The following is a 12238-nucleotide window of genomic DNA, read 5'->3' as shown; positions in this document are numbered from 1 at the left end:
CGCGTTACGACGCGAGCTTGCTCGCGAGTTCCGCCACGTGCTTGCCCTGGTAGCGCGCGATGTCGAGTTCGTTCGCGCTCGGCTGGCGGCTGCCGTCCGCGCCCGCGAGCGTGGTCGCGCCGTACGGCGTGCCGCCGGTGATTTCGTTCATGTTGACGAGGCCGCTGCACGCATACGGCACGCCCACGATCACCATCCCGTGATGCAGCAGCGTCGTGTGGAACGACGTGATCGTCGTTTCCTGGCCGCCGTGCTGCGTGCCGGTCGACGCGAATACGCTGCCGATCTTGCCGACGAGTGCGCCTTTCATCCACAGGCCGCCGGTCTGGTCGAGGAACGTGCGCATCTGGCCGGCCATGTTGCCGAAGCGGGTCGGCGTGCCGAAGATGATCGCATCGTAGTCGGCGAGTTCGTCCACCGTGGCGACCGGCGCAGCCTGGTCGACCTTCACGCCGATCGCGCGGGCCTGGTCGACGGGGATCGTTTCCGGCACGCGCTTGAGCGTGACCTCGACGCCGGGCACCGATTGCGCGCCCTCCACGATATGCTGCGCCATCGTTTCGACGTGCCCGTAGGACGAGTAGTACAGAACGAGAACCTTGGCCATGTTGGGAATCTCCGATTAAAAGGGCCCCGCGCTCAGCGGGGCCCGGTTTCCCGAACGGGCGTCACGCCCATTCGGCCGTCACTTCGACCGGACGCAGATCGAACACCAGCACCTCGGCATCCTTGCCGTCGGCGATCGTCAGCGCCTGTTCGCCGCGGATGCGCGCGCCGTCGCCTTCGCCGAGCGTCACGCCGTTGACCGTCACGCTGCCGCGCGCCACGTGCACGTAAGCAAAGCGGTCCGGGTCAAGTTCCAGCGTAGTGCTTTCGTCGCCGTCGAACAGGCCCGCGTAAATCCGGGTGTCCTGCCGGATCTTCAGCGAACCGGCATCGCCGTTCGGCGACACGACGAGGGCGAGCTTGCCGCGCTTGTCGTCGGCCGCGACATTCGTCTGCTGATAGCGCGGCTCGGCACCCTTTTCGGCCGGCCCGACCCAGATCTGCAGGAAGTGGACCGGCGTGTCCGGCGAGTGATTGAACTCGCTGTGGCGCACGCCCGTACCGGCGCTCATCAGCTGCACGTCGCCCGGCACGATCACCGAACCGGTGCCCATCGAGTCCTTGTGTTCGAGCGCGCCGTCGAGCACGTACGACAGGATTTCCATGTCGCGGTGCGGGTGCGTGCCGAAGCCGCGGCCCGGGGCGACGCGGTCGTCGTTGATCACGAGCAGGTCGGAGAAGCCGACTTGCTTCGGATCGTAGTAATTCGCGAACGAAAACGTATGACGGGAGCTGAGCCAGCCATGCTCCGCACGGCCACGTTGGTTTGCTGCACGGATATCGATCATGATTTTTTGTCCTTGAAGTCGCCGGACCTCGGAAGTGGGCTCGGCCGTTCGTTGAGGTGAATCTTAGGTCAATCGATTTGACAAATAAATCGCTGTAGGGATAATGACTGTCGCTATGGAGTGGACAATATGGAACTCAACGACCTGAGGATCTTCGTCGCGACCGTGGATGCAGGCAGTTTCACGGCGGCGGCCGATCAGCTGATGCTGTCCAAGCAGTTCGTCAGCCGGCGCACGATGGCGCTGGAGGCGTCGCTCGGCGTGCGGCTGCTGCATCGCAATACCCGCAATCTCGCGGTCACCGAATCCGGGCAGGAGTTTTATGCGCGCGCGCAGCGGATCCTCGCGGAGATCGCCGATGCCGAACAGGCGATGTCGGTGCGCAGCACCGAGCTGCATGGCTCGCTGAAGATCAGCGCGCCGCTGTCGTTCGGGATCACGCACGTGTCGCCGCTGATCGCCGAATTCCTGTCCGCGCACCCGGCCGTGCGGCTGAACCTCGACCTGACCGACCGGCGCGTCGACCTGATCGGCGAGGGCTTCGACCTCGTGCTGCGGATCGGCTCGCTCGAGGATTCGACGCTGATCGCGCGTCCGCTCGGCGCGTGGCGGATGATCGCGTGCGCGAGCCCAGCCTACCTGAAGCGGCACGGCACGCCGCAGACGCCGGCCGATCTCGCCGGCCACACGTGCTTGCTGTACGGGCGCGAGCGGCGGGTCGGCTGGGAATTCCGCGTCGACGGCGCGGCGCGCACGTTCGACGTGCAGGGGCCGCTCGTCGCGAACAACGGCGAAGTGGTGCGCGACGCCGCGATCGCGGGGCTCGGCATCGCGCGGCTGCCGCACTTCATCGTCGGCGCGGCGCTCGACAGCAGTGCGCTCGTGCCGGTGCTCGACGCGTACGCGCCGCCGCCGATCACGCTCAACGCGGTGTTTCCGCAGCACCGGGAAGGATTCGTCACGCTACGCACGTTCATCGGGTTTCTCGCGGAGCGGCTCGGGGAGCCGGCGCCGGCGGGAGCGAGCGCGGCGGGCCGGGTACGGTAGCCGGCTGCTTGCGGTGAAGGGGGCATAATCTCCGCAAGATTTGCGGAGGTTGTTGAGTCATGCGGCGAATGGGCGGATAATCTCCGCATCATGAGCGGAGATTACACCTTTATCTGGGAATCGGCCGACTGGCCGGCCTGGCGCTTCGACCTTCCGGTCCTCGCCGCGCCGCTCGCCGACGTCAGTCGTGCGCAAGGCATGCTCGTCGGCCGACTGGCGGATGTCGGCCTGACGTTGCGCGACGAGGCAAGCCTGGCCGCACTGACGGAGGACGTCGTCACGACCAGCGCGATCGAGGGCGAGAACCTGAATGTCGCATCGGTGCGGTCGTCGATCGCGCGCCGGCTCGGGGTCGACATTGGCGCGCTGGCGCCGGTCGATCGCCACGTCGAAGGCGTCGTCGACATGGTGCTGGATGCGACGACCCATTCTGCCGCACCGGTCACCGAAGCGCGGTTGTTCGGGTGGCATGCCGCGCTGTTTCCGACCGGCTATTCGGGGCTGTCGCGGATCACGGTCGGCGGGTGGCGCACGGAGGCGAGCGGGCCGATGCAGGTGGTCTCCGGGCCAATCGGCCGGCAGCGCGTGCATGTCGAGGCGCCGCCGGCCCCACGCCTGACGCGCGAGATCGGGCGCTTTCTCGCGTGGCTCAACGCGCCGCCGGCCGAGCCCTTGCTGATCCGGGCCGGCCTCGCCCACCTGTGGTTCGTCACGCTCCACCCGTTCGACGACGGCAACGGTCGTATCGCGCGCGCGCTCGGCGATCTGGTGCTGGCGCGCGCGGATCGAAGCCCGCAGCGTTTCTACAGCCTGTCCGCGCAGATCCAGCGCGAGCGCAACGCGTATTACGACGTGCTGGAGCGCACGCAGCGCGGCTCGCTCGACGTCACGGAGTGGCTCGCGTGGTTCCTGAATACGCTGGGGCGCGCCATCGATCATGCGCACACGACGCTCGATGCGGTGCTGATCAAGGCGCGCTTCTGGCAGCGATGCGCGGGCGTCGCGATGAACGAGCGCCAGGTCAAGGTCATGAATCGCCTGCTCGACGGCTTCGAAGGGAAGCTGACGACCACCAAGTGGGCCGCTCTCGCGAAATGCTCGCAAGACACGGCGCTGCGCGACATCACGGATCTCGTCGAGCAGCGCCTATTGCGTCGCTCGCAGTCCGGCGGGCGGAGCACGAGTTACGAGCTGGTGCCGTTCGACGGCTGACGTCATTGCCGGCTCGTCTCGTCCTGCGCGCGAAAGGCATCGTGTGCGTGGCCGATGCAGCGGGTGCGATTGCCACCCGCGTGTGGCAGGTCGCCGCGCGGCGCATCCGGTTCTCGTCGCTGGAAGACGACGGGCCGACCACGCGGACGGCGCTCGCGTGATCGTGTTCATCGGGATCATGGGTCGCGAGACGAAAGCGGCGTTGCGCGACGGTATCGTGCGTTGCAGCGCGGCCGCCGACTGGGTTGCGACGACATCGAACGTCGATTGATCGGCGTCGCGCATTCGGGTTACGCTTCGCCGGGCGGCGCCATGCGCCGCATGCCGGGCCGGGCGTTTTTACCTCGAATGTCGCGTGCAGGTAGCTTCTACGGTGCGCGACTCAGCGACGATCAAGCCGATGAGAACCCAGAACCGATCGAATGCGCGCGAGCGTGCTGCACGTTGTGCAAGTGGCAAGCGGAGCACGTACCTGTCATCCGTCGCGGCGGCCGTGTTGTTGATGTTGCTGCCGCCCGTCGCGCATGCGGCCGGCTTCGACTGTGCGAAGGCCGCGTCGCCGACCGAGAAAACGATCTGTGCGGACACCGCGCTGTCGAAGCTCGACGGCGAGCTGTCGACGGCGTGGAAGAGGGCGCTCGCGAAGGGCGGCGATACGGCCGCGCTGAAGGCGGCGCAATTGAAGTGGCTCAAGCAGCGCGACCAGTGCGGCAGCGATGCGTCGTGCCTGGGCGACCGCTACCGCGAACGGCTCGCGAGCCTGAACGGCATGCCGCTGGCGGCCGATCGCTGGCAGCAGACGTGGTATCTCGACAGCGACAACCCGTCGTTCGGCGGTGTGCTCACGTTCACCGGCACGGTGCCGCGCCTGCATTTCGAGCTGAGCGCCAACAACGGCGCCCATGATGGCGGGCTCGACGGCAACATCGTGCTGCACGGTGACAGCGGCACCTACCGCAAGGACAAGTGCCGGCTCGATTTCGACCGGAAGGGCGGGCGCATCCGCGTCACGCAGCAGGGTGCCGATGTCGATTGCGGCGCCGGTATGGGCGTCATGTACGCAGGCGACTACGTGACCGCCGCGCAGGCGCAGTCAAAGCCGCCGGCCGACCTGCTGAGCCTCAAGGTCGTCGCCGACGCACAGCAGAACGCGGCCGCGCACAAGCTGCTCGGCGCCGACTATCAGACGCTCGTCGACGTGGTCAATCTCAGCGCCGACGAAAAGGACCTCGACGGCCTCAACGCACACGTGACGTCGTACTGGGTGCGCGGGATCGCGACGACGAACGCGGCGATCGTGATGCGCCGCGGCACCGATCTGTGGATCGGGCTGCTCGTGTTCGATGCGAAGAACAACGTCCGGATGCGTTACTACTCGAACGTGCCCGCGTGGAAGAAAACGGTGCCGAAGACGATCCACGCGTGGCACGACAATCTCGACAAGACGCTGCCGATCGACGTGATGCAGTAAGCAGGCGCTGCCCCGCTATGTCTTGCTCTTGCGCGCCGTGCGGGCCTGCGTCTGCGTCGGTGGCGCCGCGGATTCCCGTATGCGCAACTCGGGCTGGACCGCATGGCCGGGCCCCGTGGCGCCGTTCTCGAGCGCGTCGAGCAACGCGTGCGCGGCCTGGCGCCCGATCGCGTCGGTGTCGACCCACATCGTCGTCAGCGGCGGCTGGATCTCGCGCGCGAGCGCGATGTCGTCGAACCCGGTGATCGACAGCTGCGAGGGCACGTCGATGCCGAGCGCCTGCGCTTCGAGCAACGCGCCGAGCGCGAGCGCGTCGTTGCCGCAGATCACGGCGGTGGGCCGTGTCGCCGCGTCGCCGTCGGCGATCGCGCGCAGGCTCGCCCGCCCGAACGCGATCGTGGCCGCGCCTTCGTGCTGATGCACGGGGCGCACCGCGAGCCCGTGCGCGGCCAGCGTGTCGTGAATGCCGCGCAGCCGGGCCTGCACGCGGTCGTTGTCCGTCGACGGCTGCATGATGATCGCGAAATCGCGATGACCGAGGTCGAGCAGGTGCGTGGTGAGCCGCGCGAACGCCGCGCGGTTGTCGAAGCCGATGCAGCAGTGCGGGCTGTCGTCGCGGTACGCATACGTAACGACGTACGGCACGCGATGCATCGCAAGGAGTTCGAACAGTTCCGGCGGATACGCTTCGCCGACCAGCGACACCGCTTCCACGCCGCGCGACAGCATCGCGCGCACCTGCGCGAGCGCCTGCGCGGGGTCGTAGTTCGAGCAGCCGAGGAACAGCGTGATGCCGTGCTCGGCCATGACCGTCTGCATGCCGGCGACCTGTGATGCAAACACCTGATCGTCGAGGGTCGGAATGATCGCGCCCGTGATGTGGGTGCGCGTGGACGCGAGTGCGCGGCCGGCCGCATTCGGGATCCAGTTCAGTGCGAGCGCCGCGTCGCGTACGCGCTGCTGCACGTCGGCCGACACCTTGCCGGGATCGTTGTACACGCGCGAGACGGTCGCGGTCGATACGCCGGCGAGTTTCGCGACGTCGCCAAGCACCGAGCGGCCGCTGCCGCGGCGTGCGCGGGGCGTGCTCATCGGCCGTCTCCGCGTGTGGCGGCCGTGCCGCTGCCGTGTGCCGTCAAAAGCGTCATTGTTTACCCTCGATTCGTGATGCCACCGCTTGCATTCTCGACCAAGCCTGCGAGAATGTAAGCGCTATCTTGTTGCTGCTTCCCTATTATGTCAGACACTCGTTCAAACCGTATGGCGAACTTTTCCGAGACGACGACCATTCCGGTCATTTTGTCGGTCGCGAATGTAAGCGGTTACATCAAGCAATGAACGGCCTTCGGTTACCGCGTATCGCCGTCGTCGGCAGCGTCAACATCGATCTCGTCACGCGCGCGCCGCGCCTGCCGGTGCCGGGCGAGACGCTGCTCGGCACGACGTTCGAGACCGTTCACGGCGGCAAGGGCGCGAACCAGGCGGTGGCGGCCGCGCGCCTCGGCGCGTCGGTCGCGATGATCGGCAGCGTCGGCGACGACGCGTTCGGCGCGCGCCTGCACGCGGCGCTGGCGGCGGAGCGCATCGACGTGACGCACCTGCACCGGATCGGCGGCACGGCGACCGGCGTCGCGACGATCACGGTCGACGATGGCGGCGCGAACAGCATCGTCGTCGTGCCGGGCGCGAACGCGTGCGTCGATGCCGACCGGATCGACGCGGCGCGCGACGCGATCGCCGGGGCCGCGCTGCTCGTGTGCCAACTCGAAGTGCCGGTCGCCACCGTGGCGCGCGCGATTGCCTGTGCCAGCGCGCATCACACGCCGGTGCTGCTCAATCCCGCACCCGCGCAGCCGCTCTTCGATGCATTGCTGGCGCGGGTCGACTATCTCGTCGTCAACGAAACCGAGGCCGAGTCGCTGACCGGCATCGCCGTCGGCGACGACGCGTCGGCCGCGCGCGCCGCCGATGCGCTGTGCGCGAAGGGCGCCGGCAACGTGCTGGTCACGCTCGGCGCGCGCGGCGTCTGCTGGCGCGGCAGCGCAGGCAGCGGCCGCCATCGTGCGATCGCGGTGGCGGCCGTCGATACGACCGCGGCCGGCGACACGTTCGTCGGCGGGTTTGCAGCCGCACGGGCCGGCGGCGCGTCGATGGACGACGCAATCGGCTTCGGCCAGCGTGCGGCCGCGATCAGCGTCACGCGCCACGGCGCGCAGACGTCGATCCCGACGCGCGACGAAGTAATCCGTATGGATACCTGAATTCCGCATGCGACGGAACGGCCGAACCGGCCTCTATCAGTGACATGGAGACAATCGACATGAACGACAACCAAGCTGTTCCGCACGCGCCCCCCCGGATTCGGCGCGGTCAACGCATCGCGCTCGCGCTGTTGATGGCGAGCGGGATCGTCAACTATCTCGATCGCGGCACGCTGGCCGTCGCGAGTTCCGCGATCCGCGGCGACCTCGGCTTGTCGCTCGCGCAGATGGGGCTGCTGCTGTCGGCCTTCTCGTGGAGCTACGCGCTGTGCCAGTTTCCGGTCGGCGGGCTGGTCGACCGCATCGGCCCGCGCCGGCTGCTCGGCATCGGGCTGATCGTCTGGTCGTTCGCCCAGGCCGCGGGCGGCATCGTGTCCACGTTCGGCTGGTTCATCGTCGCACGCATCGTGCTCGGCATCGGCGAGGCGCCGCAATTCCCGTCGGCCGCGCGCGTGGTGAGCAACTGGTTTCCGCTGCGGGCGCGCGGCACGCCGACCGGCATTTTCAATGCCGCGTCGCCGCTCGGTACCGCGCTTGCGCCGCTGCTGCTGTCGGTGCTCGTGGCGTCGTTCCATTGGCGCTGGGCGTTCGTCGTGACCGGGGCGCTCGGCCTCGTCGTCGCCGTCGTGTGGTTCGCGCTGTATCGCGACCCGGTGCGCGCGCAACTTTCCGCTGCCGAACGCCATTATCTCGATGCCGATGCGCAAGGCGTCGCCGCGGCGCCGAAGCTGACCTTCGCCGAATGGCGCAGCCTGTTCTCGCACGGCACGACGTGGGGGATGCTGATCGGCTTCTTCGGCTCCGTGTACCTGAACTGGGTGTACCTCACCTGGCTGCCGGGCTACCTGACGATGGAGCGGCACATGAGCCTGATCCGCACGGGATTCGCCGCATCGGTGCCCTTCCTGTGCGGGTTCGTCGGTTCGCTGGTCGCCGGCTGGCTGTCGGATTTCGTCACGCGCCGCAGCCGGTCGCCGGTCGTGAGCCGGCGCAACGCGGTGGTGGCCGCGATGCTCGGAATGGTCGCGTTCACGATTCCGGCCGCGCTCGTGGAGAGCAATACGGTTGCGCTCGCCTGCATTTCGGTGGTGATCTTTCTCGCCAACGCGGCGTCGGCGTGCTCGTGGGCGCTCGCGACGGCGGCCGCACCGCCGAGCCGCATCGCCTCGCTCGGCGCGATACAGAATTTCGGCGGCTTCATCGGCGGCGCGCTGGCCCCGATCCTGACCGGCATCATTGCGCAGAAGTGGTCGTTCGTGCCCGCGCTGCTCACCGCGGCGGCGATCGCGTTCGCCGGCGCGATGGCCTATCTGCTGCTCGTGCGCAAGCCGATTCCCGAACAGGCCGCGAACGCCGCGCCCGGACCGTTGCCGGCGTGATCGTGCAGCCTGCATTCGCATTCACTGAAGGAAGGAGAAACCGATGCAACATCCGCAGCAATCGAACGTGACCATCGAGGGGATCGTGCCGGTGATGCTGACGCCGTTCGACGACGCCGGCGCGATCGACTACGCCGGGCTCGAGCGGCTCATCGAATGGTATCTGGCGCACGGCTCGGATGCGTTGTTCGCGGTCGCGCAATCGAGCGAGATGCAGTTCCTGAGCCTGGCCGAACGCGCGGCGCTCGCGCGCTTCGTGGTCGAGCGCGTGGGCGGGCGCGTGCCGGTCGTCGCGTCGGGCCACATCAGCGACGATCTCGACGCGCAGGTCGCCGAACTGTGCGCGGCGGCCGAATCGGGCGCGCAGGGCGTCGTGCTCGTGACCAACCGGCTCGATCCGCAACGCAAGGGCAGCGCCGCGTTGCTCGACCATCTGCACCGGCTGCTCGCGCGACTGCCGTCGGATCTCCCGCTCGGGCTGTACGAATGCCCGGCGCCTTACCGTCGGCTTCTGTCGGATGACGAATTGCGCGCGTGCATCGACACGGGCCGGTTCGTGATGCTCAAGGACGTGAGTTGCGATCTCGCGACGGTGAAGCGGCGCGTCGCGCTTGCCGAGGGATCGCCGCTGAAGATCCTGAACGCGAACGCCGCGATTGCGTGGGACGCGATGAAGGCCGGGTCCGCCGGTTTCAACGGCGTGTTCACCAACTTCCATCCCGATCTCTACCGGTGGCTGCGCACGCAAGGCGAGTCGAATCCGGCGCTCGCCGACGAACTGTCGACGTTCCTCGTCGTCTCGGCGGTATCGGAGGCGCTGGGCTACCCGGCGCTCGCGAAGCTGTATCACCAGCGGATCGGCACGTTCGCGTCGATCAAATGCCGTGCGATCGACTACGACGTGCGCGAACGCTTCTGGGCGCTCGACGCGGTGCTCGACAAGATCGTGGCCGGCACCGAGCATTTCCGCGGGCGGATCGCCGCGTTATAACGGAGGGCGCGCGCCGCGCCGGCGGCGCGTGATCGCGGCCCGCGCGGTGCATGCGGCCGGTACGCCCGTTGCGTGCCGGAACGATTCGTCTTGCGCGATGCATCGCGATCGCGGCGCAATCCAATCATCGCGATTCCCATCCCGTCGATGGCGGCAACGCGTACGCCATACCGCCACACCGTCCGACTGTCATTCGACGGTCATTCGCCCCATCACGACCTCTCGAACCGCCCGCGATCCGCGAGCGTGGTGTCGACTATCAACTGATTCCGTAACGTAAAGAAGCTTCACCTTGCTGACAGGCGGAGGCGGTGGTTTGCGTAGCCAGCAGACGTCGCGTGACGGATGGATCTTCGCCGATTGTCCACTAATTCGAGACAGCGAATCATGGTTTGGCGGATTGATGATTTTCAGCGGGACAGTAGACTGCACCCGTGCTTCGCCAGAACCGGTCCGGAGCGCGCCGCCTGCCGCGGCGCCACCAGGCGGATTCTTCGGCGGCAGGCCAGATGGCTTGCCGTCCGATTGCGAAGAGCGGTCCGTTGCCGGCATCGCGCGCCGATTCGGCGCGCAGCGGCACCGGACGCATCAAACCGTCAATTCAAGGGTGATTGCTATGCGTTACGTTTCGCTGGAGTCGAAGAAGGACGAGCTGCTGCTGGCGGCTCGCGTGCTGATGATGATCCTGTTCGTGCTGTTCGGCTGGCAGAAGCTGACCGGTTTCTCGGGCACGGTCGCGTACATGGCGTCGACCGGCAACCCGGCGCCCGAGCTGGCGGCCGCGATCGCGGTGGCGATCGAGCTGGGGGGCGGCGTGCTGATCGCGATCGGCTTCTATACGCGTCCGCTCGCGCTGGCGTTCGCCGCCTATACGCTCGCGACCGCGCTGATCGGCCATCGCTACTGGGCGCTGCAGGGGATGGAGCAGTACATGGCGATGATCAACTTCTACAAGAACGTGAGCATCATCGGCGGGCTGCTATTGCTCGCGTTGAGCGGGCCGGGGCGGTATTCGGTCGACCGGAAGTAACGCAGGGCGACGTTTCCGTTCGGTATCGGGAGCCCGGCGCGCGCGAGTGCGCCGGGTTTTGCTTTTTCGGGCGACGGAGAGATCGGTGCGCATGTTCGCGGAGGCGAGCCAGTAGACCGAAGCGTTGCGCCGCGATCGTTCCTGCTATTCAATAGGCCCGATCATCCATTCGTTTCCGTGATTTACGCCACCGATGCCAAACCCATCCCCGTCGACCCTGCGCAAAACCGTCCTCCTCATCGGCGCCTCCGGCCTGCTCGGCCGCGCGGTTGCGGCCTCCCTGGCTCGCGAACCGTCGCTGACCCTGCTGGCAACCATCCGGAACCCGCAAACCGCCGGCGCGAAACTGCTTGCGTTACCGCAGGAAAACATCGCCGAACTCGATGTCCTCGACCAGCCGTCCCTCGAACGCGTCTTTGAAACCCACCGACCGGCAGCGGTGATTCTCTGCGCCGCCGAACGCCGCCCCGACGTCTGCGAACGCGACCCGGCCGCCGCCCGCGCCATCAACGTCACGGCACCGGCCCGCATCGGCGCGCTCGCCGCGCGATGCGGCGCATGGACGCTCGGCATTTCGACCGACTACGTCTTCGACGGCAAGGCCGCCCCTTACGGCGAAGACGCGGCCCCGAACCCGCTGAACATCTACGGGCGCACCAAACTGGAAGGCGAGGCCGCGCTCCTTGCCGCCTCGCCGCTGTCATGCGTGCTGCGCCTGCCGCTGCTCTTCGGCCCGATCGCCGACTGGAGCGAATCGGCCGTCACGAGCCTCGTGCCGGCCGTCGTCGCGTCGGCACAGCCGGGCGCCGACGCAGTCGGCATGGACGCATGGGCGATCCGTTACCCGACTTACACGCCGGACGTCGCGCAGGTCATCCGCGACCTGACGCTGCGCCATCTCGCGGGTGAATCCGTCACGGGCATCCGCCATTGGTCGAGCGAGGAGCCGATGACGAAGTACGACATCGCGCAGCGAATCGCGGCCGCGCTCGGCATCGACGCGTCGCTCGCGCCAATCACCCAGCCGACCGATGCGACACCGCGCCCGTACGACTGCCATCTGGATGCCGCGCGCGTGCGCGCGCTCGGGATCGATTACGCGACGCCGTTCGATACCGCGTTGCGGTCCGTGCTGCGCGATGCGCCGCCGGCGCGGTAGGATTGGCGTCCTTCACGCTCGTGGTACCTCCGCCGACGTTACCCGCCAATCCGCTGCGGATCGGACAGCGGCTCAATCCCCTCTTCGGGAGTCAGGCGACCCGCCGCCCGATATTCATTGGACGAACGCAGCACTCGCGCCGCTGACGATGGCGGGCCAATCGAGTCCGATGCAAATGCCGTATTGCGCGGCGCCATCGCATCCGGCAACGCGCAGGCGCTTGCGCACCGCCAATCCTCAGATGTGTTTCCCGGTCGCCCGGACGGGCGATCGAATTCAAAATTTGTCTAGTCA

At 67.6% G+C, this 12238-nt stretch carries 12 protein-coding genes; 9 read left to right on the top strand and 3 right to left on the bottom strand.

The genetic code is table 11. From position 1 onward, the window contains the following. Window positions 1-4: 4 nt before the first annotated feature. Together wrbA and CFB49_RS34995 are read right to left on the bottom strand one after the other, a co-directional pair. Window positions 5-607: an NAD(P)H:quinone oxidoreductase gene (wrbA, locus tag CFB49_RS35000; protein WP_089493668.1), complete on the bottom strand. Its 603-nt coding sequence runs from the start codon at window positions 605-607 to the stop codon at window positions 5-7. Between the two features lie 61 nt (window positions 608-668). Next, window positions 669-1394 carry a pirin family protein gene (locus tag CFB49_RS34995; protein WP_069619739.1) on the bottom strand — a complete coding sequence of 242 codons (726 nt, stop codon included), beginning with the start codon at window positions 1392-1394 and terminating at the stop codon, window positions 669-671. A 129-nt stretch (window positions 1395-1523) separates the two neighbouring features. Between CFB49_RS34995 and CFB49_RS34990 the strand changes: the two genes are divergently transcribed. From CFB49_RS34990 to CFB49_RS34980, 4 genes are all read left to right on the top strand, one after another. Beyond that, window positions 1524-2441, top strand: a complete 918-nt coding sequence (locus tag CFB49_RS34990) for a LysR family transcriptional regulator (RefSeq protein WP_069619740.1) — start codon at window positions 1524-1526, stop codon at window positions 2439-2441. A 90-nt stretch (window positions 2442-2531) separates the two neighbouring features. Next, the gene (locus CFB49_RS34985) at window positions 2532-3653 is read left to right on the top strand and encodes a Fic family protein (protein WP_212195528.1); all 1122 of its coding nucleotides are present in this window, start codon (window positions 2532-2534) and stop codon (window positions 3651-3653) included. Window positions 3654-3658: 5 nt separating this feature from the next. Continuing rightward, window positions 3659-3814 (top strand): hypothetical protein, encoded by a 156-nt coding sequence (locus tag CFB49_RS36590; protein WP_179235005.1) that lies wholly within the window; start codon window positions 3659-3661, stop codon window positions 3812-3814. A gap of 239 nt (window positions 3815-4053) precedes the next feature. Continuing rightward, the gene (locus tag CFB49_RS34980; protein ID WP_089493761.1) at window positions 4054-5124 is read left to right on the top strand and encodes a lysozyme inhibitor LprI family protein; all 1071 of its coding nucleotides are present in this window, start codon (window positions 4054-4056) and stop codon (window positions 5122-5124) included. 15 nt (window positions 5125-5139) lie between these two features. On the opposite strand, the gene CFB49_RS34975 is transcribed toward CFB49_RS34980, so the two are convergent. Beyond that, window positions 5140-6216: a LacI family DNA-binding transcriptional regulator gene (locus CFB49_RS34975; protein ID WP_089493666.1), complete on the bottom strand. Its 1077-nt coding sequence runs from the start codon at window positions 6214-6216 to the stop codon at window positions 5140-5142. Window positions 6217-6458: 242 nt separating this feature from the next. On the opposite strand from CFB49_RS34975, the gene rbsK reads away from it, so the two are divergent. The 5 genes from rbsK to CFB49_RS34950 all read left to right on the top strand — a co-directional run bounded on the left by rbsK (window position 6459) and on the right by CFB49_RS34950 (window position 11944). After that, the gene (gene rbsK, locus CFB49_RS34970; RefSeq protein ID WP_089438082.1) at window positions 6459-7385 is read left to right on the top strand and encodes a ribokinase; all 927 of its coding nucleotides are present in this window, start codon (window positions 6459-6461) and stop codon (window positions 7383-7385) included. A gap of 59 nt (window positions 7386-7444) precedes the next feature. Next, complete coding sequence (locus CFB49_RS34965) at window positions 7445-8764, top strand: MFS transporter (RefSeq protein WP_089493760.1); 1320 nt, start codon at window positions 7445-7447, stop codon at window positions 8762-8764. 43 nt (window positions 8765-8807) lie between these two features. Next, window positions 8808-9755 (top strand): dihydrodipicolinate synthase family protein, encoded by a 948-nt coding sequence (locus tag CFB49_RS34960; protein WP_069619745.1) that lies wholly within the window; start codon window positions 8808-8810, stop codon window positions 9753-9755. A gap of 616 nt (window positions 9756-10371) precedes the next feature. Continuing rightward, window positions 10372-10785: a DoxX family protein gene (locus tag CFB49_RS34955; protein ID WP_089493665.1), complete on the top strand. Its 414-nt coding sequence runs from the start codon at window positions 10372-10374 to the stop codon at window positions 10783-10785. Window positions 10786-10978: 193 nt separating this feature from the next. Continuing rightward, on the top strand, window positions 10979-11944 hold the full coding sequence (locus CFB49_RS34950; protein WP_089493664.1) for a dTDP-4-dehydrorhamnose reductase family protein: 966 nt from the start codon (window positions 10979-10981) through the stop codon (window positions 11942-11944). Window positions 11945-12238 lie beyond the last annotated feature (294 nt).

Source organism: Burkholderia sp. AU17457 (assembly GCF_002223255.1).
Taxonomy (GTDB): domain Bacteria; phylum Pseudomonadota; class Gammaproteobacteria; order Burkholderiales; family Burkholderiaceae; genus Burkholderia; species Burkholderia sola.
Note: the sequence above shows the minus strand (reverse complement) of the source record. Positions and strands in the feature narration are given on the sequence as shown.

Bases quoted from the DNA above. Each gene is read 5' to 3' on its own strand.
- CFB49_RS34955 (WP_089493665.1), top strand. From the start codon at position 10,372: ATGCGTTACGTTTCGCTGGAGTCGAAGAAGGACGAGCTGCTGCTGGCG.
- CFB49_RS34985 (WP_212195528.1), top strand. From the start codon at position 2,532: ATGAGCGGAGATTACACCTTTATCTGGGAATCGGCCGACTGGCCGGCC.
- CFB49_RS34980 (WP_089493761.1), top strand. From the start codon at position 4,054: ATGAGAACCCAGAACCGATCGAATGCGCGCGAGCGTGCTGCACGTTGT.
- CFB49_RS34975 (WP_089493666.1), bottom strand. From the start codon at position 6,216: ATGAGCACGCCCCGCGCACGCCGCGGCAGCGGCCGCTCGGTGCTTGGC.
- rbsK (WP_089438082.1), top strand. From the start codon at position 6,459: ATGAACGGCCTTCGGTTACCGCGTATCGCCGTCGTCGGCAGCGTCAAC.
- wrbA (WP_089493668.1), bottom strand. From the start codon at position 607: ATGGCCAAGGTTCTCGTTCTGTACTACTCGTCCTACGGGCACGTCGAA.
- CFB49_RS34990 (WP_069619740.1), top strand. From the start codon at position 1,524: ATGGAACTCAACGACCTGAGGATCTTCGTCGCGACCGTGGATGCAGGC.
- CFB49_RS34965 (WP_089493760.1), top strand. From the start codon at position 7,445: ATGAACGACAACCAAGCTGTTCCGCACGCGCCCCCCCGGATTCGGCGC.
- CFB49_RS34960 (WP_069619745.1), top strand. From the start codon at position 8,808: ATGCAACATCCGCAGCAATCGAACGTGACCATCGAGGGGATCGTGCCG.
- CFB49_RS34995 (WP_069619739.1), bottom strand. From the start codon at position 1,394: ATGATCGATATCCGTGCAGCAAACCAACGTGGCCGTGCGGAGCATGGC.
- CFB49_RS34950 (WP_089493664.1), top strand. From the start codon at position 10,979: ATGCCAAACCCATCCCCGTCGACCCTGCGCAAAACCGTCCTCCTCATC.